Origin of the sequence: Spirosoma rhododendri (genome assembly GCF_012849055.1) — a bacterium.
GTDB lineage: Bacteria > Bacteroidota > Bacteroidia > Cytophagales > Spirosomataceae > Spirosoma > Spirosoma rhododendri.
In genome coordinates, this window is record NZ_CP051677.1 from 2,376,651 (window position 1) to 2,400,725 (window position 24,075).

21 protein-coding genes are annotated in these 24,075 nt (G+C 54.3%); 10 read left to right on the plus strand and 11 right to left on the minus strand.

The window, feature by feature from the left end:
• The first annotated feature begins 14 nt into the window (after positions 1 to 14).
• Complete coding sequence (locus tag HH216_RS10000; RefSeq protein WP_169550692.1) at positions 15 to 1,127, plus strand: lysophospholipid acyltransferase family protein; 1,113 nt, start codon at positions 15 to 17, stop codon at positions 1,125 to 1,127.
• Positions 1,128 to 1,221: 94 nt separating this feature from the next.
• On the opposite strand, the gene HH216_RS10005 is transcribed toward HH216_RS10000, so the two are convergent.
• The 3 genes from HH216_RS10005 to HH216_RS10015 all read right to left on the minus strand — a co-directional run bounded on the left by HH216_RS10005 (position 1,222) and on the right by HH216_RS10015 (position 4,311).
• Complete coding sequence (locus HH216_RS10005; RefSeq protein ID WP_174842707.1) at positions 1,222 to 2,784, minus strand: Rne/Rng family ribonuclease; 1,563 nt, start codon at positions 2,782 to 2,784, stop codon at positions 1,222 to 1,224.
• A 349-nt stretch (positions 2,785 to 3,133) separates the two neighbouring features.
• Positions 3,134 to 3,985 carry a tetratricopeptide repeat protein gene (locus tag HH216_RS10010; protein WP_169550694.1) on the minus strand — a complete coding sequence of 284 codons (852 nt, stop codon included), beginning with the start codon at positions 3,983 to 3,985 and terminating at the stop codon, positions 3,134 to 3,136.
• 23 nt (positions 3,986 to 4,008) lie between these two features.
• The gene (locus HH216_RS10015; RefSeq protein ID WP_169550695.1) at positions 4,009 to 4,311 is read right to left on the minus strand and encodes an HU family DNA-binding protein; all 303 of its coding nucleotides are present in this window, start codon (positions 4,309 to 4,311) and stop codon (positions 4,009 to 4,011) included.
• Between the two features lie 143 nt (positions 4,312 to 4,454).
• Here HH216_RS10015 and mutY point away from each other — a divergent pair, with 143 nt between their 5' ends.
• From mutY to gldE, 3 genes are all read left to right on the plus strand, one after another.
• Positions 4,455 to 5,543 carry an A/G-specific adenine glycosylase gene (gene mutY / locus HH216_RS10020; RefSeq protein WP_169550696.1) on the plus strand — a complete coding sequence of 363 codons (1,089 nt, stop codon included), beginning with the start codon at positions 4,455 to 4,457 and terminating at the stop codon, positions 5,541 to 5,543.
• Positions 5,544 to 5,615: 72 nt separating this feature from the next.
• Positions 5,616 to 6,149 (plus strand): single-stranded DNA-binding protein, encoded by a 534-nt coding sequence (locus tag HH216_RS10025; protein WP_169550697.1) that lies wholly within the window; start codon positions 5,616 to 5,618, stop codon positions 6,147 to 6,149.
• Between the two features lie 31 nt (positions 6,150 to 6,180).
• Complete coding sequence (gene gldE, locus HH216_RS10030) at positions 6,181 to 7,518, plus strand: gliding motility-associated protein GldE (RefSeq protein ID WP_169550698.1); 1,338 nt, start codon at positions 6,181 to 6,183, stop codon at positions 7,516 to 7,518.
• Positions 7,519 to 7,592: 74 nt separating this feature from the next.
• Here gldE and HH216_RS10035 read toward each other — a convergent pair whose 3' ends face one another.
• Positions 7,593 to 8,639, minus strand: coding sequence for an LBF_2804 family protein (locus tag HH216_RS10035; RefSeq protein WP_169550699.1), 1,047 nt, complete (start codon positions 8,637 to 8,639; stop codon positions 7,593 to 7,595).
• A 235-nt stretch (positions 8,640 to 8,874) separates the two neighbouring features.
• On the opposite strand from HH216_RS10035, the gene HH216_RS10040 reads away from it, so the two are divergent.
• Together HH216_RS10040 and HH216_RS10045 are read left to right on the plus strand one after the other, a co-directional pair.
• Positions 8,875 to 9,855 (plus strand): DUF3500 domain-containing protein, encoded by a 981-nt coding sequence (locus HH216_RS10040; protein WP_254448766.1) that lies wholly within the window; start codon positions 8,875 to 8,877, stop codon positions 9,853 to 9,855.
• 77 nt (positions 9,856 to 9,932) lie between these two features.
• Positions 9,933 to 11,537, plus strand: a complete 1,605-nt coding sequence (locus HH216_RS10045) for a S8 family peptidase (protein WP_169550701.1) — start codon at positions 9,933 to 9,935, stop codon at positions 11,535 to 11,537.
• Positions 11,538 to 11,645: 108 nt separating this feature from the next.
• On the opposite strand, the gene HH216_RS10050 is transcribed toward HH216_RS10045, so the two are convergent.
• The 6 genes from HH216_RS10050 to HH216_RS10075 form a co-directional block, all read right to left on the minus strand.
• Positions 11,646 to 12,938 carry a hypothetical protein gene (locus HH216_RS10050; RefSeq protein ID WP_169550702.1) on the minus strand — a complete coding sequence of 431 codons (1,293 nt, stop codon included), beginning with the start codon at positions 12,936 to 12,938 and terminating at the stop codon, positions 11,646 to 11,648.
• A 2-nt stretch (positions 12,939 to 12,940) separates the two neighbouring features.
• On the minus strand, positions 12,941 to 13,288 hold the full coding sequence (locus HH216_RS10055; RefSeq protein ID WP_169550703.1) for a hypothetical protein: 348 nt from the start codon (positions 13,286 to 13,288) through the stop codon (positions 12,941 to 12,943).
• A 58-nt stretch (positions 13,289 to 13,346) separates the two neighbouring features.
• A complete protein-coding gene (locus tag HH216_RS10060) occupies positions 13,347 to 14,966 on the minus strand; it encodes a lytic transglycosylase domain-containing protein (RefSeq protein ID WP_169550704.1) in 1,620 nt (539 codons plus the stop codon).
• Between the two features lie 95 nt (positions 14,967 to 15,061).
• Positions 15,062 to 16,501 carry an Asp-tRNA(Asn)/Glu-tRNA(Gln) amidotransferase subunit GatA gene (gene gatA / locus HH216_RS10065; protein WP_169553326.1) on the minus strand — a complete coding sequence of 480 codons (1,440 nt, stop codon included), beginning with the start codon at positions 16,499 to 16,501 and terminating at the stop codon, positions 15,062 to 15,064.
• 192 nt (positions 16,502 to 16,693) lie between these two features.
• Complete coding sequence (locus tag HH216_RS10070; RefSeq protein WP_408641772.1) at positions 16,694 to 16,906, minus strand: Sec-independent protein translocase subunit TatA/TatB; 213 nt, start codon at positions 16,904 to 16,906, stop codon at positions 16,694 to 16,696.
• 69 nt (positions 16,907 to 16,975) lie between these two features.
• The gene (locus tag HH216_RS10075) at positions 16,976 to 17,434 is read right to left on the minus strand and encodes a YkvA family protein (protein ID WP_169550705.1); all 459 of its coding nucleotides are present in this window, start codon (positions 17,432 to 17,434) and stop codon (positions 16,976 to 16,978) included.
• A 221-nt stretch (positions 17,435 to 17,655) separates the two neighbouring features.
• Here HH216_RS10075 and mdh point away from each other — a divergent pair, with 221 nt between their 5' ends.
• The 3 genes from mdh to HH216_RS10090 all read left to right on the plus strand — a co-directional run bounded on the left by mdh (position 17,656) and on the right by HH216_RS10090 (position 22,316).
• Positions 17,656 to 18,591: a malate dehydrogenase gene (mdh, locus tag HH216_RS10080; RefSeq protein ID WP_169550706.1), complete on the plus strand. Its 936-nt coding sequence runs from the start codon at positions 17,656 to 17,658 to the stop codon at positions 18,589 to 18,591.
• Between the two features lie 276 nt (positions 18,592 to 18,867).
• Complete coding sequence (locus tag HH216_RS10085) at positions 18,868 to 21,960, plus strand: putative Ig domain-containing protein (protein WP_169550707.1); 3,093 nt, start codon at positions 18,868 to 18,870, stop codon at positions 21,958 to 21,960.
• Positions 21,957 to 22,316 (plus strand): T9SS type A sorting domain-containing protein, encoded by a 360-nt coding sequence (locus HH216_RS10090; RefSeq protein ID WP_169550708.1) that lies wholly within the window; start codon positions 21,957 to 21,959, stop codon positions 22,314 to 22,316. The genes HH216_RS10085 and HH216_RS10090 overlap by 4 nt, the downstream gene beginning before the upstream one ends.
• 72 nt (positions 22,317 to 22,388) lie before the next feature.
• Here HH216_RS10090 and HH216_RS10095 read toward each other — a convergent pair whose 3' ends face one another.
• On the minus strand, positions 22,389 to 23,213 hold the full coding sequence (locus tag HH216_RS10095) for an SDR family oxidoreductase (protein ID WP_217371902.1): 825 nt from the start codon (positions 23,211 to 23,213) through the stop codon (positions 22,389 to 22,391).
• A gap of 200 nt (positions 23,214 to 23,413) precedes the next feature.
• Between HH216_RS10095 and HH216_RS10100 the strand changes: the two genes are divergently transcribed.
• Entirely contained in the window at positions 23,414 to 24,073 is a 660-nt protein-coding gene (locus HH216_RS10100; protein ID WP_254448767.1) for a hypothetical protein, read from the plus strand.
• Positions 24,074 to 24,075 lie beyond the last annotated feature (2 nt).

The following is a 24,075-nucleotide window of genomic DNA, read 5'->3' on the forward strand; positions in this document are numbered from 1 at the left end:
AAACGTTCAAGGTTATGGCTTCTGCTCTGACGCTATATAGGGAGGAGCTCGCTCAGTGTAAGTCGCACTTCGATCAGATCGATTTGCGGAAAGAGCGAGGGTACCTAATGAAGTTTACTACGTTCTCGGCTAACGTAGAAAACATCATGCCATTCATTCCGCGCAGTCAACACGAAACGCTGTTTCAGCAGGTTCTGCTACAGCAGGTGTTCACCACCTTTGACCTCAACTGCCTCTCGGCGGGGGATCTGGTGGATCGGCGGGGAAGTGAACTGATTTCGATAAGCGCAGAGCCACGAATCTATTGTACGTATCACCTCGGCTCGTATCGTCTGCTGACTAGTGTGCTATTACGGCACGGTGTAGACTGTGTGGTGCTGATGGGTAACAATGCAAACCGGTCGCAGGGCGATGGTATCTGCGACCACGTCGAATCACTGAGGCAGGAAAGGGGTATGGCCAGCGGATTCCGCATCGTGGAAACGGGGCACCCCTCGGCGGCACTGACAGTGTTACGTGAACTGAAAGCCGGTAAGTCGATCATCGTTTATGTCGATGGAAGTCCGGAGACGGCCCCTGAACCGGGCGAGGAAAGTCAATTTCTGACTGTAGACATGGGTGAGCGTCAGGTTCTCACCCGTAAGGGAGTGGGTTATCTTTCACACGCGGCTGGCGTACCGATTGTACCGGTCGTCAGCTATCGGGAAGATGACATGACGAACGTGCTACAGAGCTTGACACCCATTTATCCTGTGAAGCATAGCGACCGTGAGCAGTATTGCCAGACGGCTATGCAACAGCTTTACGATGCCTTCTGGCTGTATTTGAGTCGTTATCCAGGACAGTGGGAGGGGTGGAACTACATTCAGTCGTTCCTTAAGCAACAGGAGGAGGTGCATCGTCCGAAGCGGCCGATTATCACCCATCCAACGTTTAATGCTGACCGTTACTCACTTTGCGAACTTGAGCAGGCACCTATCCTGTTCGACCGGCGCTCGTACCAAACCTACGAGATTACTGATGACCTGCGTGACTTGTTACTCAATATCAACGCCGTTGATTCGGTGAAGGGCATCGTCGGCGACGACATGTACGACGAGCTTGTTGATATGGAGATCTTGTGTTAATTTTTTTCCGTCAATATATATCAACCGAAAAGGGGTCCCTCAATTGAGAGACCCCTTTTTTCATTACGAGCTGTCGTCGGTGAATCAGCAGGGCTTACGAACCACTGCCTGTTTCAATGACTTCGCCGGCCTTGTTGAAGAATTTGAAGTTGACAATGCCCAGCGAACTGTCTTTAATAAGCTTTATCCACGTTTTGTACTTCATGTACCACTGCATCTGCTTCGAATAGAAGCCTTTCGTGTAGTACGCGTACAGAAAGGGGTGCATGGCAATAGAAATACCCGTTTCGTTCTGCTTAGTCAGAATGTAGTCGAGGTTGCTTTCAATTACGTCAGTAACCAGTACACTGGCCTGAATCGTGCCGCTGCCCCCGCAGGTTGGGCATACTTCCCGCGTGACGATATTCATTTCCGGCCGAACCCGCTGCCGGGTAATCTGCATTAGACCAAACTTGGTCAGCGGCAGGATCGTGAATTTCGACCTGTCAGGCTTCATCTCATCGCGCATGATATCTTGCAGGAGCTTTTTGTTCTCCGGCTTCTTCATGTCGATAAAGTCCACAACGATGATACCGCCCATGTCGCGCAGACGCAGCTGACGGGCAATTTCCTTAGCTGCTTCCCGGTTGACGCTGATCGCTGTCGCTTCCTGATCTTCTTCCGAGTTTGACTTGTTGCCGCTGTTAACGTCGATAACGTGCAGGGCCTCAGTATGCTCGATAATCAGATAGCCACCACCGGGCAGGCTTACAGACCGGCCAAACAGCGACTTCAGCTGTTTTTCCAGACCCAATGCCTCGAAGACTTTTGTTTTGCCGTTGTGTAGCTTAACGATGCGCTCCTTATCAGGGGCAATGGTATGGATGTACTGCCGAATCTCATCGAACGATTCCCGCGTATCGACCGTGATACTCTCAAACGATTCGTTGAGCATGTCACGCAGAATCGACGAGGCTCGGTTCATCTCACCCAGCACACGATCACGGGGGCGGGCTTCCGACAGGCTTTTTACGGCCGAATCCCACTTCGCCAGCGAGTTTTGCAGGTCGCGGTCGAGTTCGTCGACGTCTTTGTCTTGGGCAACCGTGCGTACGATGATACCAAAATGCGGTGGCTTGAGCGAGAGCATCAGCTTTTGCAGACGGCTACGCTCAGCACGATCGGTAATTTTTTTGGATAGATTGACCCCATCAGCGAAGGGGACAAGCACGATGTAGCGGCCGGCGATGGATATGTCGCAGGATAGGCGTGGACCTTTGGTCGAGATGGGTTCTTTAACCACCTGCACCAGAATCGGGCTATTCTTGGTCAGTACCTTATCGATTTTCCCGATTTTATCGATAGCCGGTTCGAGGGTAACAGTATCGAGCCGACCTGTGGTGACGCGTTTGGCTATTACGTCTTTGACAAATTTGTTGAGCGAGTTGATGTTCGGACCCAGGTCCTGATAATGCAGAAAGCCGTCTTTTTCGTGACCCACGTCGACAAATGCCGCGTTGAGGCCCGATGAAAGTTTTTTGACGGTTCCCAGATACAAGTCGCCGACAGTAAAGCTGCTGTCTAACTCTTCTTCGTGATACTCCAGCAGTCTCTTGTTTTGCAAGAGTGCAATCCGATCACCTTTTTGAGTCGAACTGATAACTAATTCATTACTCACAAGATGAATGAACGGTTAGGATGGCTATATATAAAAAAAGAAGCCACGTTCGGGCTTTGCAGACCGGCCGAGGCTTCTCCAAATAAGTGCGCCGTATACGGTATCGTTAGTCTTCGATCAACTGAAATCAGCCGAAAACTGACTGACCGGATACCGCAGACTATTTTTTCTTGTGCCGGTTTTTTCTGAGCCGTTTCTTCCGCTTGTGAGTGGCAATCTTGTGCCGCTTCCGTTTCTTACCGCAAGGCATAGTGTAAACAGTGTTTAATGGTTTGTGTGTATGTCGGGAGGCCACCCGGCCTGCCCCCTAATCCAATGCCGCCAGCTACAAACAGCCAACTGCATTCGTTTACTTCAGCCGATCTTCGTATTCGTGAATCGCGGCTAAAATCTGCGGGTCTTTCTCACCGGTCTTTACTTCGGCGAGTACCTGCTTAGCTTCTGCTTTCTGACCTGATTCGGCCAAACTGACACCTAAGTAAAACTTAGCTTTCCGGCTGGTTGGGTTGTTGACCAGAATCTGACGAAACCGATCCACCGCCCGACCATACTGGCCCGACCGCATCGAAAGCATACCCAGATTAAACAGGGCAAGCTCATTATTAGGGTCCTGCTGCAACACCGACCGTAGCAAGGCGATACCCTGCATTGGGTTGTCGGTATTGACATAGGTCATTGCCATATTGGCTTTGGCGGCCAGCAGATTCGGATTTTTGTCGAGTGCCTGTTGATAGAACTGCCTGGTCTGCTGCCCTAAAGCTGCCGTTTTGGCTTCATCAACGGCGAACGTGTACGCTTCAAAATACTGATCGCCCGCGCGAAGCAGATTCGGTTCGCTAGGCTGCGCTTTCGCAACCAGGCCCGCATAGTGAGCTGCACTGTCATAGCGGCTTGCCTGCCGGAATGCATCAATGAGTTCGTCTGCTGCTTTGGCGCGTTGGGGCGCTGCTGCCGTCAGGTACGCCGTCCGCAGCCCGTCGAGACGTTGCTGCTGTTCGGGCGTCATCGGTGCTTCATGAATCTCCGACCGGTCAACCGTTGCGCCAGATGTCGTGGGCTGGGTTCCCGGTGCTACGCGGCCACTCGGGTTCGCCGAGCCAAGCTGTTTGCTTTCGTTGCGCACAACAACCTTGGGACGGGTGTATAAACCCACCGTAAGGAGCGACGCCAGCACGACAACAAGCAGCACGTATTTATTCATAAAGCGAGTCAACAATGAGTTGATTATTCGGCGGTTTCCTTGGTTTTTTCGCTGGTTTTAACCTGCTCGACAAACACCTTAGCCGGCTTGAAGCTAGGGATAAAATGTTCGTCGATTATCATGGCTTTATTCTGCGAGATGTTACGGGCTACTTTCTTCGCTCTTTTCTTATTGATGAAACTGCCGAATCCTCTTACATAGATATTCTCCCCCTCGGCCAGCGAGTCCTTCACCACCGTGAAAAAGGTCTCCAGTGTGTTTGTCACTTCAACCTTATCAATTCCGGTCTTATCGGCGATCTCTGCAATTACGTCTGCTTTCGTCACGACTTCTTAAACTTTAACGTTTACTGTGTTGTTGAAAAAATTCAGGTGTCAAAAATGAGACCGCAAAGGTAGGCCTTTCCGCTTTATTTAAAAAGTAATGGCTGCTCGTTTTTACTCTCAACGCTGCAATTTTCCGTTTTATTTTGGATTGGCAATCAGACGCTAACGCCGTAAAAGCAACGTTTGCACCTACCCTGGAAGGGTGGTACGAACGGCATCGACGCGACCTGCCCTGGCGACACACACGTGACCCATATCGTATCTGGCTGTCGGAGGTTATTCTCCAGCAGACCCGGGTAGCACAGGGTAAACCGTACTACGAACGGTTTGTGGAAAGTTACCCAACCGTTACCGACCTTGCCAATGCTGATGAGCGTGAACTCCTGCGACTCTGGCAGGGGCTGGGCTACTACTCCCGCGCCCGAAATCTCCATCAGACTGCCCGCTATATAACCGATCAACTGGGCGCTGAGTTTCCGGCGACCTTCGCCGGCTTGCTGACTTTGAAAGGGATCGGCGTTTATACGGCGGCAGCGGTGGCTTCGTTTGCGTTTGGTGAACGTGTGCCGGTTGTTGATGGTAACGTCTACCGGGTGCTGGCCCGCGTGTTTGGCATCACCGAAGATATTACGACGACCGGAGCTAAAAAAACGTTTGCCAAGCTGGCTGAGCAGCTGATACAGCACGCCGAAGACCCGGCAACGTATAATCAGTCGATTATGGAGTTCGGGGCTATTCAGTGTACGCCTGTTTCACCCGACTGTCTGTTATGCCCGCTCCAGCAATCCTGCAATGCGTATCAGACGGGTCGGCAGATGCGGCTGCCGGTGAAAGCGAAGAAAGCGCCTGTTCGCGATCGTTATTTTAACTACCTCGTATTCCGGCAGGGCGACCGACTCGCAATGCGCGAGCGTACAGACCGGGATATCTGGCAGAATCTGCACGACTTCTGGCTGATCGAAACCGACGAACCGGTTGACGCGCTGACGGATCTGGTACTGCCGGAAGAGGTGGTCGGGCTGGTGAGTCAGGGGCGGGTAACGGGGGGCGCAGTACCGCTTACTCAGTTACTGTCGCATCAGCGAATCAGGGGGCAGTTCTTTCTGATCGATATGCCTGATGGTCTACCGGTAGCACTGCCGGCAGGGTTTAACTGGCACTCAGCGGATGAAGTAAATCGGTTGCCGAAGCCGGTTTTAATTACCACGTATTTAAACGAAGGGCTTGGATAAACACGTAAGATTCAGTATCTTTATCTGTTCTAATCCCCCATATTTTTACCAACAAAACAAGCGAAAAAGCACATGGCAAGCTTGAATAAAATGACCATTATCGGCAACCTCGGTGCCGACCCGGAAGTGCGCTACCTCGATGGTGGGGCCGTTGTGGCCACATTCAACGTAGCGACGACGGAAAAATACACGAACCGCAACGGCGAGAAAGTTGAACAGACGGAGTGGTTTCGCGTTGAACTCTGGAACGAACAGGCCAAAGTGGCTGAGAAATATTTAAAGAAGGGTAATTCGGTTTACGTAGAAGGTCGCTTGCGGACAGAATTGTGGACCGATAAAGAAGGAAAAGAGCGGACTTCCCTGCGCGTTCGGGCCAACACCATGCAGTTGCTGGGTAGCCCCAACAGTGATAACGGTGGCGACAATCAGTACGAAGCTCCGCGTCAACAGCAGGCAGTCCCGCAGCAAGCCGCTCCCCGTCAGCAGGAAGCGCCCGCTGCACAGCAGCCCGCTCCGCGCCAACAGCCCGCTGCTCAACCCGCGCGGCAACAGCGGCACCCTGAACCGGCTCCTTTTGACGGTGGCGACGATGATTTGCCGTTCTAAGCCCCGTATTGCTTACTAAGATTTACGTTACATGGACCCCGGTGATCCGCTTTCTCGACAGGTGCTCTCGGCCGATTTAGGCTGGAGCACCTATCTTGCTCTATATGGCCCGTATCTGGCACTCGTTCTGCTGCTGATTACGCTGGCTGGGTTGGTTTCTGCCTCCGAAGCCGCCTTTTTCTCATTATCACCCGACGATCGGGTTCGCTGCCGGGAAAGCAACGAACCCGGCTATCAGCAAATAGCCGGTCTGCTCGAACGACCCAAACGGCTGCTGGCGTCGCTGGTAATCTTCAATAACCTGATCAACATTGCTGTTGTCGTCATCATCAGTTTTCTGACCTGGGAATACACGCAGGCGGCTAATCGATCGAACTGGTTGCTGATCGGGGTGACGACGTTAACGACGCTGGTGATTGTACTCTTCGGGGAGATAGTACCGAAAGTATACGCCAGTCAGAATAACCTGCGCGTTGCGCGCCGGACGGCCACCCTGGCCTCTGTTGGGCTGGCTATTTTTCGCCCGTTGGCGGTGATGCTGGTCAATCTGAGCAATCAGGTGGACAAGCGAATCGAACGGCGGGGGTACAAGCTGTCGATCGAAGAGCTGAGTCAGGCGGTGGAGTTGACAGGGGCTGAGGCCACTACTGAAGAGAAGGAGATTCTGAAAGGAATCGTTAATTTCAGCAACCTGACCGCCCGGCAGGTAATGCGCTCCCGACTCGATATTTCGGCCGTTTGCAACGACCTTACCTTCCTCGAACTAATCGATCAGATCAACGCGTCTGGTTATTCACGGGTGCCGGTGTATGGCGAATCGCTTGATCAGGTGGAGGGTATCGTGTACATCAAAGATTTATTGCCCCACATCCATGCCGACGATTCGTTTGATTGGCAGTCGCTGATGCGGCCGGTGTTTTTCATTCCTGAGAACAAAAAGGTCGACGATCTGCTACAGGATTTTCAGAAGAAACGGGTGCATATGGCCGTCGTCGTAGACGAATATGGTGGTACGCGTGGATTGGTGACGCTGGAGGATATTATCGAAGAAATCTTTGGCGACATCAACGACGAATTTGACGACGAGACGCCGGAAGGCTATCAGCGCGAAGACGATCGGACGGTTGTGTTTGAAGGAAAAACGCCCTTGACCGATGTCTGTCGCGTGTTGAACGTGGATGCCACGACATTCGAGGAAATTCAGGGGGATAGCGAATCGCTGGGTGGTTTGCTGCTCGAATTGTTCGGTCGTCTGCCAACAACGGATGATGAGACCGAATACGCTGGCTTTAAGTTCTTCGTACTGTCAGCTGACGATAAGCGTATCAATGCTGTTCGGGTGACCAAGCTGGAGTCACTACCTGCATAAAAAAATTCGAGAAACTAATCAGTGAATCCTGTCTGCATCGACTGACAGTAGAAAATCCGTTGATTTTCGGGCGATTATAGCCAGAGCCCTTTTCCTGCCACATAATCCTTGTGCAACTCACCGATGTCCGTCAGTGAGTAGGTCAGCAGCTTATGGTCCTGTAGCTTCTGAAGCTGCGCGCGCTCTTTTGCCGTGAAACGACCGTCGATGAGCAGGCTGAAAACAAGTAGCCGCTCGACACTGCGCTGCATATCTGGCGGCATAGCGGCCATTTGCGGCAGAAAATCGTCAGGCGAATGAGGTAGTATGGCTTCGTTGACGCGGTCAGTGAGCGTTTCGACCAGAACCAGGTGCGCGTATACGTGCAGACGGCGCAGTATACCCGCATAGTTCAGAACATCGGTAAGGACGGTTTGAAACTCACTGTTTGTGTGCCATTCCTCACGCAACTCGTTGACGAAACTACGAATGGTCAGTGGGGCCAGAATCCGGATTTTTAGCTCGAACTGTATCCGTCTGACACTGTAGACGAGCCAGCTGACGTAACCGACTAACCCGATGATGATTGCGGCTGATGTGGGTATATACGGAATCAGTAGAATTGTAACGATCGTACTGGCAAAGAAGCCAGCCGCCTGATTGGCCAGGAAATAAGCAAACAAGCCGGAGCGGGACCGGGCCAGATGAGTTTTCAGATTGAAATAGGGCCGAAACCCGGACTTTCCTGAACGGGCCAGCCGCGCCATTGTCTCAACATGGTGTTCGTAACGGGCGTCGTGCAGGCGGGGAAACTGGCAGATTTGCGCAATGGCCCGCGCGCCAAATCGGTTCACACCCGTCGTCAGATGGACGGCGATATAAAGTACCAGCACCGCATACAAAATCGTAATCAGGGGTATGGCAAACGGCTTGCCCGCGATGAGAAACTCCGTCGACGCAAAGAAGTCAGGCCAGGCAAACTGTGGCAACTGAAATAGTAATACAGTCAATACGCCCAGAAAACCGCTTGCGAATAGCGTTGCGTAGGCTGCGCGTTGCGTCAGAAACAGCTCATCATCACTCAGTACATATGGCTCATCGGTCGGATGGCTCGCATCGAGCGCCCGACGCAGATAGCGCATGGCGAGGTGATCCAATAAGCCGGGAGATTCTTGAGGAGGCCGTGTTGACATGGTGGGTAGGCCAGAGGCAGATGTCCCCTTTTAACTACGGAATAAGATCGGTTGTTGATTAAAAAAAAGTCTTTTACTCGCCATGCAGGCAATTCGTTTGGTAGTAGCCGGGATATGCATCAGTCTGATGACTTTCCAAAGCAGTTTAGCGCAACAAAAGGCGGCTGAACGGTTACGTAATGACATGCAGGAAGAGGCTGAGGCTCTTCTTCGGCTGCTCACACCAGCACAGCGTCAACAGACTGTGTTCCGGTTTGATGATGAAGAACGGTTTGACTGGCATTACATTCCTCGCGAACGAAAAGGATTGCCCCTGCGGGCGATGAATGCCCAACAGCAACAGGCCGCCCGGAAACTGCTTCAACGTTGCCTAAGCCAGGACGGGTATCGCAAAGCGGAAGAAATCATGGCGCTGGAAAACGTACTGCGGGCAATTGAAAATCGACCGTCGAACGATACCTATCGCGATCCGGACCAGTATGCGTTCTCCATTTTTGGTGATCCATCGGGCAAAGACCCCTGGAGCTGGCGTATCGACGGGCACCATCTGTCGATGCAGTTTCTGATCGTAACCGGGCCTGATGGTGCCGGGCGGGTACTGGCCCAGACACCCATCTTTTTCGGCAGTAACCCCGCCGTTGTTCGGGCCGATGTGCCGCAGAAGGGAAAGCAGGTATTGAAAGACGAAACCGCCCGCGCCTTTGAACTGCTGGCATCGCTTGATTCGGCGCAGGTACGGCGGGCTACGCTGGCGGCTGTCGCCTACCCCGATATTGTAACGGGAAACCGACGCAAGTTATCGCTGGAACGCATGGACGGCCTGCGGCTGGGTGACATGAACGGTCATCAGCGTGACCTGTTTATGCAGTTGGTACAGGTTTATCTGAACCGTTACCGGGTGACGCTGGCCAGCCAACAACTTGATAAACTGACCAAAGCCGGGCTCGATGAGCTTCGTTTTGCCTGGGCCGGGGATCTGACGCCCACCCTGGGAGCGGGTAAAGGCTGGTACTATCGTATTCACGGCCCAACGGTGCTGATCGAGTACGACAACACCCAAACCAACGCCAACCACATACATACCGTCGTGCGCGACCTGACGAACGATTTCGGGCTCGATGCGCTGGAGGAACATTACCGAAACGCGGTCCACAGTAAGCCGTGAAAAAACATTTTAACCTTTTTTAAGCAATTGTTACCGGGGGGCGGGCTTGTTTTGCCGGAAAATTTCGTTTCCAATACATGAAGAAAATCCTCCTATGGGCGTCGGTCGGGCTGTCTACGATGGCAACGGCTTCGGCGCAGGAAACGCAGTGGTACCTGCGCGACAAAACAGATAAGACGGCGGGCATCAGCGTCGATAAAACGTACAGTGAATTACTGGCTAACCGCAAACCCACACCGGTTCTGGTGGCCGTTATCGATGGCGGAATTGACACCAGCCACGTTGATCTGAAACGGGTGCTGTGGACGAATCCGAAAGAAATTCCCGGCAACGGAATAGACGACGATAAGAACGGGTACATCGACGACGTACACGGCTGGAATTTCATCGGTGGAAAAGACGGGCGCAACGTCAGCTACGAAACGGTGGAAATCACCCGGATGTACAACAAGCTCAAGCCCAAATACGAGGGTAAAGATCGCAAGTCGCTGAAGCCGGCGGAACAGAAAGAGTACGATCTGTACGTGAAAGCAAAAGCTGACGTCGAGAAAAACCGGGCGCAGTACAAATCGCAGTACGACGGTATTCACGGCTTTTACACGCAGTACGCAACTGCCGTCGATGCGATCAAGCAGGCGCTGAACGTGCCAAAACTAGACACGGCAACGCTGGCGAAAGTGCTCGATACGCTGTCGAATCAATCGTTACGCCGACCCGTTGGTGGCATTCTGCAAGTGTTGCGCCAGCAGGGAGTAGCCGACGCCGAGGTGATGAAAAGTGAGCTGGGTAAGTACGACGATCAGCTGAAAACCCGCGCCGAGTACAACTACAACCCAGATTTTGACAGCCGCAGTATCGTGGGTGATAACCCCGACGATGTAACGCAGCGCGACTACGGTAACGCCGACATCAACGGCCCCGACCCCGACCACGGCACGCACGTTGCCGGTATCATCGGTGCCGATCGGACGAATAATCTGGGCGTAATGGGTATTTCCGATGCCGTCATGATTATGGGCGTACGGGCGGTGCCGAACGGCGATGAACGCGATAAAGACGTGGCCAACGCGATTCGGTACGCCGTCGACAATGGGGCAAAGATTATCAACATGAGCTTCGGTAAAGACTATTCGCCCCAGCGGAAAGCGGTTGAGGATGCCGAGCGGTACGCCCTGTCGAAAGGAGTATTGATGGTTCACGCGGCTGGTAACGACGGCAAAGACATCGATACCGCCATGAATTACCCGTCGCCCCGCTTTGAGGATGGCGCATCGATTCCGAACGTCATTACGGTTGGGGCAAGTGCGGAGCCGATCTCGCCCGATCTGGTAGCCAGCTTCTCGAACTACGGTAAGCGCGACGTCGACGTGTTTGCGCCGGGCAAAGAAATTTATTCGACCGTGCCGGGTAGTAAGTACGAAAACAACAACGGTACGAGTATGGCGTCGCCGGTGGTAGCGGGCGTTGCTGCCGTGCTGAAATCGTACTTCCCCAAGCTGACTTACGCCGATATCAAGCGGATTATTCTGGCTTCGGCAACGCCCTATCATACGAAAGTGCGTCGCCCCGAATCGAGTACGATGGTCGACTTTGCCACGCTGTCGAAGACGGGGGGCGTTGTCAATCTGTACGAAGCCGTGAAGCTGGCACTGGCCGAAGAAAAAGGTAAGGCTGGTAAATAACCTTGCTGTTGCTTGTGCCGTATGCATAAAAAAGGGCCTGTGAAAAACACAGGCCCTTTTTTATGCATACGGCAGATTACACCTTTGGAATAGTCTTGCCTGATAAAGCTAGTCCGCAATCTTCACCGTTGGGCCACTTAAGCCAGCGTTGAAACTGAGAATAGAAATCAGGTTGCCCTTGAACTCAGTGTTGAGCGAGAAGTTGCGGCCCAGCGCGTAGGCCAGTACGAAGCGGTCGGAGAGGTGGTATTCCAGACCGAGTGCCAGCCGATAATCCTGATCGCTACGCAGCAACCGGTCGACCTGCCCCGATGGCAAGGTTACGCGTTGCAGCGTGGTTGTCTGGAACCGGTGGATATACTCCGCCGACAGCGAAAGCCTGCGCCAGTTGGCGGCTACCCGGCTACCGATATCCCAGTTGCGGGTTGGGTCAGCGACGATCTGATTACTCATGTAACGCACCAGCCCCATCACCTCCAGATTGACGTTGTTCAAGATCCAGCTGCCGCCCGGCGTTGCCCAGATACCATACTTTCCCAGTGTCGAATAATCGAAGTTGTTGGTCGGAAACTCTACGGACGAGGCAGCCGCTACGTCCATCCGGAAGCCTTTCCGAAAATAATAATGCCGCTCAACGTTTTTCGCCAGTTGAGTGAGCTTGAACGTCTTCTCGTAGTCGATCAGTTTCAGGATCATCTGCCCCAACAGCAGCTGACACTGCGCGTTGTTGGTGGCAAACCGACCCAGCAGCACCGACTCCACGACGTCGATCTGTAGCTGCGAGAAGTCGCGGATAAAGGCTTTGTTGTTGATAAAATCGTTGATAACTACGCCGAATTCTTTGTCCAGATAGGTTCGCAGCGCGTTCCCATCGGCGAAGGTGCGGTTACGGCCTGCCTCCAGAATAAATCGGGCCGGTGCGATAACCGCCAGCCGGCTCGTCAGTGCGGCCAGGTCGGTGTTGAACGCGTCGGTCAGCTGACCGGGGAAGAGCGTTGCCCGCAGACCAAATCCCATTTGCTGAACCGTGCGGGTAGAATCAAAGAGGTTAATCCGGCGACCGGTTGCCAGCGAGATTGAAAACGATTGCTTCACCGATGCCCCCGTCGTTGGAGTCATCAGCTGCTGTACGCTGATGTCGCGGGGTTTGAACCAGTAGGGCGTTACTTCCAGCGCGTAGTTGACGGGTAGCTGCCACATGTTGCCCGAACTGAAATTAGTCAGCAGGGCTGTTTCTAGCGCTTTGTAGCTCTTGGGGCGGGCTATTTCAGCGGGCTGAACGCCAAGGATAGTGGTCGCTGGCGACGATACCCCGTGCAGATCATCAACCCGCAGATCCTGCGCCTGCGTCAGCAGAGGTAGGCCAGCCAGAAGCCAGCCGAGTGAACAAAGACGGATCATGGTCAGACAAACGAGAGCGTTATGGAATAACTGACCGTGCCGTTATCTTCTTCAGCGTCGGCGGTAAAGGGCGCAAATCGCTGATTGTTGACCAGAAACCACAGACTCGTCCGGTTGGTAAACGGATTGGTGTCGGTGACCAGCGTAAGTGTCAGAAGCGACTTCCCCCGAACAGCCGCTACTGACCCGAGCGGGTAGTTGACGACGTTACCGTAGGTGTACCGACCCGAAAAATCTTTGAACACGGAGTAGCTAACGTCGCCGTCGCCCCCGCGAATAGTTAGTAATACCGGCTGATTGACAGGCAGAGCGGAGAGATCGACGGGTAAAGAATCTGTATAGTCGCGCATGAACGTAAACCTACGAAAAGCCTGTACATCAGCAAGCCTACGTTCGTAAGTGGCTCAACTAGCCGACGATCAGTTTCTGGCCTGGGCGCAGGGCATTCGTCCGGATATTGTTCAGCCGCTTCAACCGGTCGATGGTCAGGCCATCGTAGCGCTGGGCGATGTTCCAGAGCGTGTCGCCATCCTGCACACGGTGGTAGCGGGGTTTGATGTGCCTTGTCTGGGCAATAGCTTCCGCTTTTTTATGCGCTTTGGCAGTGCCCTGTTCGGCCAGCCGCTCAGAGCGGGTTTCGGCCACTTCTTTCAGAATAACCAGTGTCTGGCCAGGCTGTAAGGTGTTCGATTTGAGGTGATTCCAGCGTTTGAGGTCGTAGAGTTCGACGTGGAACCGGTCGGCCAGATCGCCCAGATTATCCTTTCGTTTGACAACGTACGTTTGCTTCCTGGGCTTCTTCAGCACCACCGTTTCAATGTCTTCCTCCGGTTCATCGGCTGACTCCGCAACGGCGAGTTTAGCCGTTACAGCCTCTTTCTTCACCGACTCCGGCCGGGTATCGGCAGGCGCGTCTTCCTCACTCGTCGCGACAGGCTGAGCTGCTGATGGAGCTATGGCCAACCCGTTTGCACCCAACCGAGTCCAGCTATTCATCGAGTCGTTGCCGTAGCGAACGTCTTCACTTTTTGCCATCAGCATATGGTCCATGACGACCGGCATACGACTGGCCGAATCCATAATGGACCGGCGGTGGCTATTCACGTAGGTCAGGTATTGGCGGGGAACGCGTAGTGGGTAATGGTCGGTGTACTCCGGCAAAACAGCCGTCGTTATCGCCGGGTTCATGCGTTGCAGTTCCGCCAGCGGCACACGCCCGTGACGAGCAAACGTTTCGAGGTTGAAATACCCCGTCACCTGCATGGTATCTGTTGGGATCGGGTGCTGGAAATTTTCGCCAATGATACCGTGGTCGGCAGCATGGTTGAGAATATACGTGAAGGCGACAAACTGCGGTACGTAACCGCGCGTTTCTTTCGGCAGGGCATCGTAAATGGCGTAGTAGGTCGTGCCACCCGTCCGGCGCATGGCCCGTTTCACAACGCCCGGCCCGCAGTTGTATGCGGCCATTGCCAGCTCCCAGTCTTCGAAAATGTTGTACAGGTCGCGCAGGTATTTGCAGGCGGCTTCGGTCGCTTTAACGGGGTCCATCCGCTCATCGACGTAATCGTCCTGGTATAGCTTCATGTCGCGACCAGTGCCGGGCATGAACTGCCACAGCCCACCAGCGCCCGCGTGCGAAACCGCCCGTGGATTCAGCGACGACTCCACCACCGACAGGTATTTCAGCTCATCCGGCAGTTCGTACTGCGCCAGCATTTTTTCGTAGAGCGGAAAAAAGAGGGGTATCCGTTCCAGCATCAGTTTCGTCGTGCTGGCCCGGCGGAAGGTAAAAAAGTCGACGTAAGCCTGAACCGCCTTGTGATAATTCAGCGGAATATCTTTCTGGAGCTTGCCGAGCCGCAGTTTGAGCAGCGTATCCGGAACGGTCGGCACACTGGCTATGGTGTCGCGCCGGGTGGCAGTACTGTCGGTGGTTTGCGCCTGGCTGGGCGCGGAAGTAGTGAGAAACAGGCCCGTCAGGCTACAGATTGCTATGATTCGCCACAGATACTGGTTCAGACGCATACGGTTCAGATTTATCTATTCTCCGTCTGCGCATGGCAATCGGAGAGCGATGTTGGGTAGCGGTTATCTCGTTAAAATAGCCAACAGTCATTTACTTACTCATGCAGCGCCTGTTGCAACGATTGGGCCACAGTTAGCAGCCGCTCTTCCGAAAAGGGGGGCGTCATCAGTTGCAGGCCAATTGGCAGGGGTGGTTCGCTACCGTCGTGCCCGTTTGGGACAGACACCGCCGGGTAACCCACCACATTAGCCAGAACGGTGAAAATGTCGCCCAAGTACATTTGGAGCGGATCATCCATCTTCTCGCCCAGCCGGTAGGCCGTCGTAGGGGTGGTTGGCGACAGCAGCACGTCGTATTGGCTGAACAGCCGCTCCATCTCCTGCTGCATCAGCCGCCGGACGCGCTGCGCTTTCGTATAGTAAGCGTCGTAATAACTGGCGCTCAGTACGAACGTGCCGAGCAGAATCCGCCGACGAACCTCCGCGCCGAATCCATCCGTCCGGCTACGTTTGTACATGGAAATCAAATCGGTGCTGTCGGGGCTGCGGTAGCCGTAGCGGACCCCGTCGAACCGCGACAGATTAGATGATGCCTCGGCGGTTGTCAGAATGTAGTACGTCGGCAGCAGGTACTTCAGCAGGCTGATATCGACTGGTTCGACCTGATGACCGGCTGCGCGAAGCTGGTCCAGCGTCTGGCGGGTAGCATCGCGAATAGCGGGTTCCACACCATCGCTGTCGATGCCTTCACGCAGGTACGCTATTTTCAGTGGTTTGCCGGGCGCGTGGACTGCCTGACTGTAAGCCCCGACCGGTTGCGTAGATACCGTGCTGTCGAATTCGTCGGGACCGGCCATAATCTCCAGCAGCAGGGCAACGTCGTCTACGGTATTGGCAATCGGGCCGATACAGTCGAACGACGATGCGTAGGCTACCAGTCCCCAGCGGCTGATACGGCCGTAGGTTGGTTTTAAGCCCACGACACCGCAAAAAGCGGCTGGCTGGCGCACCGATCCGCCCGTATCCGAGCCGATACTCGCTAGGCAAAGGCCAGCCTGCACAGCTACCGCCGACCCGCCACTCGATCCGCCCGGTACGCGATCTGGGTTGGCTGCGTTACGGGCAGGCCCAAAGGCCGAGTTTTCGTTCGACGACCCCATGGCAAATTCGTCGCAGTTCTGCCGTCCGATGATGATAGCATCTTCGGCCAGTAGTCGCTCGACGGCGGTGCCGGTAAACTGTGCGGTAAACGTATCGAGAATGTGGCTACCGGCCCGCAGCCCGTGTTCTTTGTAGCTCAACACGTCTTTGATGCCGATAACCATACCCGCCAGTCGCCCGGCGGTGCCATTGGCCAGCTTCTGATCGATCAGCACAGCCTGCGTCCTGCACTCATCCGCATATACGTCGGTGAAGGCGTTGAGATGGGCCTGCGCAGCGATACGGTTGAGGTAATGGTCTACGAGCTGGCGGCAGGTAACGACGCCCGTTTTGAGGTCGGTTTGTACGGCGGCAAAAGAGCGATAGTCGGTCAACACAGAGGATCGATTGGTCGGCGGAAAGGTACTGTCCGGCGTGGTAAGCATTCCGCTCATCAGGGTGTTAGCCTGCCAGACAGCGAAATAAATGGCTGAAAGCCGCACAAAGAACGGAATAAACTGAAAACGGACAAGCAGTCGATTCCGAATCGGAATCGACTGCTTGTCCGTTTTATGCCGTAAACCCGATTACTTCGTCGAGTGCGTGTCTGTTTCTTTCAGGCTGTCCTCAATGTTCTCCCGAACATCTTTGGTCGCGTCTTTGAACTCGCGAATGCCTTTACCGAGACCCCGTGCCAGTTCGGGGATTTTCTTTGCGCCGAACAGCAGGAGCAGTGCCAGAAAAATGAGGATCATTTCCTGACTGCCCAAACCCATTATTGCAAAAATGCTTGAAACCATGATCGTTAGGATTTGACTATGTACAAAAGTAAAAAACTCTGCTAAACTACCCTAGCAGACTAGGCTGAATTAACCAATCTTAATAACCTGCGGGTTGGCAGCCGTGCCCGTGCTGGGTTGCGACGTCTGTTCCCACTGCCGGAACTTCTCCAGATCATCTTTCATGCCACTGAACAGCCATAGCATCAGGGCAATATCGTCGGTCAGGCCCACAATCGGTAGAAAGTCGGGCAGGATATCAATTGGCGACACAAAATAAATCAATACGGCAATGACCCGAATCAGCGTTTTCCAGGGTAGTTGCCGGTAGTCTCCCGACGCGTACGCTTTCAACAGGCGGGTAACGATCCCCAACTGTTCACGAAAGACACCTATGTTCTTGCCCGACAAACCACCGCTTTTCTCCAGTGCCTCGCGAATCAGCTGATACAGGCTGCGCGTGTTGCGGGCGTACCGGACTGCGCCGATGTTGGCCCGTTTGAAAAAGAGCGATGTCAGTATTCGGGTTATGAGACTCTTGTTTGCCATTTGTGTTTGATGATTGCTACCAGTTAGACTACCGCTGACCCGTTTTGTTTAACGGGGCCACGCGATTTACCGTACCGATTACATCATCCTAACAAAATAATTCTTCAAATAATCTAAAAACTAGGTCACGGGCATCTAAGTTTGCGAACGACTCAGTTGGTTTGTCGCCGGGCAGCCCGTATTTTGCCCATAATCATTAATCCTTTAATCCAGAATACTGTATGAAAGTTACCGTAGTAGGTGCCGGAGCCGTTGGAGCTACCTGCGCCGACAACATTGCCCGCCGGGAATTAGCGCACGAGGTCGTTCTGCTGGATATCAAGGAAGGCATCAGCGAGGGTAAATCGCTTGATATGCTCCAGGCATCGACGCTGCTCGACTGCGACGTTAAGCTGACGGGCTCTACTAATGATTACGAAAAAACGGCTGGTTCGGATGTAGTTGTTATCACATCGGGCTTACCGCGGAAGCCCGGAATGACCCGCGAAGACCTGATCGGCATCAACGCCGGGATCGTGAAGGGGGTTACGGAAAACATCCTGAAACACTCGCCAGACGCCATTTTCATCATCATCTCCAACCCGATGGACACGATGACGTACCTGGCGCTGAAATCGTCGGGCCTGCCAAAAAAACGTGTAATCGGTCTGGGTGGTGCGCTTGATTCAGCCCGGTTCAAGACGTATCTGTCGCTGGCCATGCAGTGTTCGCCCAACGATATTTCGGCGTCGGTAATCGGCGGTCACGGCGATACGACCATGATTCCGCTGACCCGGCTGGCCACCAAAGGGGGCGTTCCGGTCAGCAATTTTCTCGATGAGGAAACGCTGAAAAAAGTAGCTGCCGACACGATGGTAGGTGGTGCTACGCTGACGGGCCTGATTGGTACGTCGGCCTGGTACGCGCCGGGTGCGGCCGGGGCCTATATGGTCGAAAGCATCCTGCGCGATCAGAAGCGGGTGATTCCGTCCTGCGTGCTGCTTGAAGGCGAATACGGGCAGTCGGACATCTGTCTGGGTGTGCCGGTGGTGCTGGGTCGCAACGGCTGGGAAGAAATCATCGACTACAAACTTAACGACGAGGAGCAGGCCGCTTTCAACAAATCGGCCGATGCTGTTCGGAATATGAATGGCGTCCTGAGTACGTTGAACGTGTAGCCCGTAGCGGTTACGTCTCTGAATAGATCCCGTCCTGCCAGCTTAGTTCACACTCGGACTAAGCTGGCAGAACGGGATTTTTTGTTACTAATGTCTAATAAATTGATATACTAATTTACGACTTCTCTTGCCGGGTAAATTGGCCTTACCGGACAATAAATCGGACGAAAAAAGGAGCCGTAACCTACAGGGTATCTGATACATTAGAGTGCCTGACGGGTCGTGACGGCTGGTCAGGCACTCTTTCTTTACTCCCAAATCTAACCCCATTGAATCATGATTCAACTACTACAATCGGGCCGGTCCTTGTTGTTGATGATGGTTGCGTTGCTCGGCATGAGTGTCGGCGCCATAGCCCAACAGTCGGATAAGGAAGTCGCAAAAACAGCCAAGGTCAGTACTGATCTACTCCGGTTGATGACCAATAACGGCTTGTCGAACCAAGCATCCGCCGGCGATTTGCAACGGGTAAACCTGTATATCACCGAAGGGAATAAAGTGGCTATCGACGCACTGGCTAATTCTGAACAGGACGGCCCGGCGCTGCTCCAGGCCTTGCAGTCACTGGGCCTTGAAAGGGCCGTTTCATCGAATCAGCGGGTGTCTGGTTATCTGCCTATTGATAGGCTGGATCAACTGAAGAACATAAGTGTTCTGAAGATTGCCCGACCTTCATACCGACCGTTTCACAAAGTTGGTGCTGTAACGTCTCAGGGTGATGTGGCTATGCGCGCAAACATTGCCCGGTCAACGTACAATGTGACGGGGGCTGGCGTGAAGGTGGGTATCCTCTCCGACTCCTATAACGCACGGGGCGGGGCAGCCGCCGGGGTAGCTTCTGGTGATCTACCAGCCGGTGTGCAGATACTGGCGGACTTGCCATCGACCGATACGGACGCTACTGACGAGGGCCGGGCAATGGCTGAGCTGGTTCACGACGTGGCCCCCGGTGCTGCGATTGCGTTTGCCACGGCCTACAATACCGAACTCGACTTTGCCCAAAACATTCGGAATCTGGCAGCGGCAGGGTGCAAAGTCATAACTGATGATGTTGGTTATTTCGCCGAACCTTTTTTTCAGGACGGTGTCGTAGCGCAGGCTATTGATGATGTCGTGACCAATCAGGGAGTGGCTTATTTTTCATCGGCTGGTAACTCGGCACGTTCGTCTTATCAAAGTCAATTCACGGCAAGTGCGCCAACTGTGTTTCCCGGATATAGCTCGGCAAGTTACACGGCTCATAATTTCGGTGGAGGGGATACCCGCCAAACGATCACTATTGGGCCGGGCAGAACTATAATTGTTAGTTTCCAGTGGGACGACCCTTTCTTTTCGGTTGGCGGTGGAACGGGAGCCAGAACGGATATGGACCTTCTGGTGTATTATAACGGACAACTACAGACTTCGCTGTCTAGTGCCGAAGAAAACATAGGGGGCGATCCTGTTGAAATAATTGGCATTCGGAATAATGGCCAGGCGAATCTGGCTATCGAACTGGTGCTGGTGAAATACTCAGGGCCCAATCCTACACTTGTTAAGTGGGTAAATTTCGGCAGCTCTGTCGGTATCGAGTACGATACCAAAAGTTCAACGGCTACTGGCCACCCAAACGCAAGTCAATGCATTGCGGTTGGTGCTGCGCCCTATTTTCAAACGCCGGCGTACAGAAACACATTATCGACGGCGATAATTGAAAATTTCTCGTCCGCTGGTGGTACACCAATTCTCTTCACTAAATCAGGAACCCGGATTGCGCAGACGGTACGCCAGAAACCCGAAATTGTAGCGGTCGATGGTACGAATACTACCTTCTTCTATCCTGGAGATGATTACGAAAATGATGGGTTTCCCAACTTTTTCGGCACGTCGGCGGCTGCGCCCCATGCCGCTGCTGTTGCGGCCCTCATGAAGCAGAAGGTATCTACGATCACACCGGCTGCAATCCTATCGACTCTGGAAACGACGGCACTGGATATGGATGACCCTTCGACCAGCGGCTTCGATACGGGTTTCGACTTCGGCACCGGCTACGGATTTATTCAGGCGGACCGGGCCTTGCAGGTCATCGGTAATACGGCCCCAACAGTAGCCAACGCCATCCCGCCCCAGTCGGCAACGGTTGGGCAGGCGTACACCTACACGATTCCGGCCAACACCTTCACCGATGCCGAGACGCCTAATTCGCTGACGCTGTCGGTGACTGGTCTGCCAACGGGTCTGAGCTTCACGGCACCAGCCACCATCAGCGGTACTCCCTCAACGACTACAGGTTCGCCGTTCAATGTGACGGTCACGGCTAAAGATCCGGGTAACCTGACGGCCAGCACCACGTTTACCTTTACGATTGCCCCTGCTGCTCCGGTAGCGACGGCTCCGGTGGCCCCAACGCTGCCCAACCAGACGGCCACGGTGGGCGTTGCCTTCAGCTACGTGGTGCCAGCCTTCTCGGGCACAGCCCCCATTACCTACACCGCGTCGGGATTGCCGGCGGGTTTGAGTTTTGAAGCCAGCAGCCGCACCATCTCGGGTACGCCCACGATGGCCCAGGTCAGCATGGTGATGATTACGGGCACCAACTCGGCGGGGTCGGGTAGCGGCAACTTCACAATCACCGTCAGCGCGGCACCGGCCGGGGGTACCTTTGCCATCAGCGGGGTGACTACCAACGGCTGTGCACAGCTGACGCCCGATTCGCGGCAGGTGACCTTCACCCCCCAGTACAGCAATAGCGATGGCAGCCCCATCAGCTTCCGCGTCGTCAACGAGTCGTTGCCTACCACGGCACCGGGGCCCTACAGTCTACGGCTCTACACCGACAACCCGGTGATCACGCTGGAGGCCACCCAGTCGGGCAAGGTTGTTACCCTCAGCTACAACTGGCTTAGCGCCTGTAGCACAGCCCCCGGCCCAGCGGCTCCGGTGGCCCCAACGCTGCCTAACCAGACGGCCACGGTGGGCGTCGCTTTCAGTTACGTAGTGCCCGCCTTCTCGGGTACAACACCTATCACCTACACCGCATCGGGCCTGCCCGCCGGACTGAGCTTCGACGCTGGCAGCCGTACCATCTCGGGCACACCTACCACGGCGCAGGTAAGCATGGTGACAATCACGGGTACCAACTCGGCGGGCTCGGGTAGCGGGATGTTCACCATCACGGTAAACGCAGCACCGGTGGGGGGCAACTTCGCCATCAGCGGAGTGATCACCAACAGCTGTGCGCAGCTGACACCCAATTCGCGGCAGGTGACCTTCACCCCCAGTATAGCAACAGCGATGGCAGCCCTATCAGCTTCCGCACCATCAATGAGTCGTTGCCCACCACGGCACCGGGGCCTTACAGTCTGCGGCTCTACACCGACAACCCGGTGATCACGCTGGAGGCTACTCAGTCGGGCAAGGTTAGTACCTTCAGCTACAACTGGCTCAGCTTCTGTAATAGCAGCAGCCGGATTGGGGTAGCCGAACAGCGGGAGCCAATGCAGGTTCGTGTACTGGGCAACCCGGTGCTGAGCGAACGGGTGGAGCTGGAAATCCGGGGCGTGGTGGCGGAGTCGGTTCGGATTCTGGCGACCGACCAGCAGGGCCGAACGGTTCATGAAACGAGCATCAAACAGGCTGACGAGGTCGAGCGGGCTACGGTTGAGCTGGGCCGTTCGGCGGGTATGTATCTGTTGCGGGTGAGCACGCCAACCCAGCAACAGGTCATCAAATTGATCCGGCAGTAGAACCGAATTTAGTCTGTGACAAACGCATCGAGGGGCCAACTGGTCCCTCGATGCGTTTGTGGTAATGTGGAATTAATTGGCCTGGCTCCCCTGCGCTTTTTTGGATACGTCGTCCCATTCGTGCCAGGTGGCGAGCCGCTCCTGATATTTGGGCTCAACCAGCCGGAGCCCAACGGAGCCGAGAAATAAACGCAACGGCGGTTTTTCGGCGTCAACGACCTGGAGAATAGCATCGGCGGTTGCGTCGGGATCGCCGGGCTGGCTTTTCTTACGGTTCTCCTTAATCTGATTCCGCAGGTCATCGTACGCCGGATTGGGCTCGCTGTGTTTCGCCGAACTACCACTCCAGTCGGTGGAATAGCCGCCCGGCTCGATCAGCGTGACGTTGATGCCAAACTGGGCCACTTCCTGCGACAGCGATTCACACATACCTTCCACCGCCCATTTCGATGCGTGATAGATGCTGAAAATCGGGAAGGTGGTAACGCCACCGATGCTCGATACCTGCATGATGTGGCCGCTGCCCTGCGCCCGCATGATCGGGAGTGCCGCCTGAATGATCCAGATGGAGCCAAACAGGTTGGTTTCGAGCTGCTTCCGTACTTCGTCTTCGCTCAGCTCTTCAAAAAAACCAAACTGCCCGTAGCCCGCGTTGCTAATGAGCACGTCGATGCGGCCAAATGTGTCGTTTGCCCGTTGAATAGCGTCGAAACAGGCCTGCCGGTCGTCAACGTTGAGTGACAGGGGCAGGAAGTTGTCGCCATAGGTATCGGCCAGGTCGTTCAGGCTATCGGTATCGCGGGCGGTAGCCGCTACTTTGTCGCCCCGTTTGAGGGCTGCTTCGGCCCACACGCGCCCAAAGCCGCGCGAAGTACCGGTGATAAACCACACTTTCATGAGTATCAGATAAATAAACTGGTTAGTACATACTGCCGTTGTCGGGCCGTATCTGTACAAACTAATTTTAACCCGCTTTGTCTACGTCCTGAGGTGCGGTAAGCTACCGTTTACGAATTAGTTAGCGTGCTTTTACTGGCGGTTATTGACAATCAGCAGACAAGGGCGCAGATTTGGATTCACGTAACTTTAATTCGTCTATGAGATTCATGACCACGCTGGTCGCGCTGCTAGTCTCGATCGCTGTGAGTACAGCACAAACGCGGGAGATTTATACCAATCCCAACTTCAAAACGCTGGCTAAAGATCACAAAGTGCTGGCCGTACTGCCTTTCAAAACAACGCTGCAACTGCGGCCGAAGGAGGTTGAAAAAAATGGTGGACCAGCGGGGGTAGCTGCGCTGGAAAAACGCGAAGGACTCGATGTGCAGAACGCCGTGCATTCGTATTTTCTGAAACGGAAAGAAAGTAAAGACCTGACCGTCGATGTGCAGGACCTGGCCCGCACCAACGCCCTGCTGGCACGGAACGCCGTCACCTACGAAACGCTGGCCAGCTTTACCCCCGAAGAACTGGCGAAAATGCTGGAGGTCGACGGAATTATATCCGGCACGTTTGAAACCACGCAGCCCATGTCTAACGGCGCAGCTATTGCCATGTCGTTCGCCGTTGGTTTCTCCGGCCCGACCAATACGGGTAAAACGACCATCAGCATCAACGACGGCAAAACGGGCGAACTGCTCTGGAAATACGACAAGACACTGTCACGCGGCTTCGGCAGCAACACCGGATCGATCATCACGACGATCATGCGGAAAGCATCGCGCCAACTGCCCTACGACAAAGATTACCGGGATTAGAT

What these genes read in the sequence shown, in the direction of transcription:
- HH216_RS10095 (WP_217371902.1), bottom strand. Translation starts at nt 23,213, where the DNA reads ATGAAAGTGTGGTTTATCACCGGTACTTCGCGCGGCTTTGGGCGCGTG.
- HH216_RS10070 (WP_408641772.1), bottom strand. Translation starts at nt 16,906, where the DNA reads ATGGTTTCAAGCATTTTTGCAATAATGGGTTTGGGCAGTCAGGAAATG.
- HH216_RS10025 (WP_169550697.1), top strand. Translation starts at nt 5,616, where the DNA reads ATGGCAAGCTTGAATAAAATGACCATTATCGGCAACCTCGGTGCCGAC.
- HH216_RS10010 (WP_169550694.1), bottom strand. Translation starts at nt 3,985, where the DNA reads ATGAATAAATACGTGCTGCTTGTTGTCGTGCTGGCGTCGCTCCTTACG.
- HH216_RS10045 (WP_169550701.1), top strand. Translation starts at nt 9,933, where the DNA reads ATGAAGAAAATCCTCCTATGGGCGTCGGTCGGGCTGTCTACGATGGCA.
- HH216_RS10000 (WP_169550692.1), top strand. Translation starts at nt 15, where the DNA reads ATGGCTTCTGCTCTGACGCTATATAGGGAGGAGCTCGCTCAGTGTAAG.
- mdh (WP_169550706.1), top strand. Translation starts at nt 17,656, where the DNA reads ATGAAAGTTACCGTAGTAGGTGCCGGAGCCGTTGGAGCTACCTGCGCC.
- HH216_RS10060 (WP_169550704.1), bottom strand. Translation starts at nt 14,966, where the DNA reads ATGCGTCTGAACCAGTATCTGTGGCGAATCATAGCAATCTGTAGCCTG.
- HH216_RS10075 (WP_169550705.1), bottom strand. Translation starts at nt 17,434, where the DNA reads ATGGCAAACAAGAGTCTCATAACCCGAATACTGACATCGCTCTTTTTC.
- HH216_RS10050 (WP_169550702.1), bottom strand. Translation starts at nt 12,938, where the DNA reads ATGATCCGTCTTTGTTCACTCGGCTGGCTTCTGGCTGGCCTACCTCTG.
- HH216_RS10040 (WP_254448766.1), top strand. Translation starts at nt 8,875, where the DNA reads ATGCAGGAAGAGGCTGAGGCTCTTCTTCGGCTGCTCACACCAGCACAG.
- HH216_RS10055 (WP_169550703.1), bottom strand. Translation starts at nt 13,288, where the DNA reads ATGCGCGACTATACAGATTCTTTACCCGTCGATCTCTCCGCTCTGCCT.
- HH216_RS10085 (WP_169550707.1), top strand. Translation starts at nt 18,868, where the DNA reads ATGATTCAACTACTACAATCGGGCCGGTCCTTGTTGTTGATGATGGTT.
- HH216_RS10100 (WP_254448767.1), top strand. Translation starts at nt 23,414, where the DNA reads ATGAGATTCATGACCACGCTGGTCGCGCTGCTAGTCTCGATCGCTGTG.
- gldE (WP_169550698.1), top strand. Translation starts at nt 6,181, where the DNA reads ATGGACCCCGGTGATCCGCTTTCTCGACAGGTGCTCTCGGCCGATTTA.
- HH216_RS10035 (WP_169550699.1), bottom strand. Translation starts at nt 8,639, where the DNA reads ATGCGCTATCTGCGTCGGGCGCTCGATGCGAGCCATCCGACCGATGAG.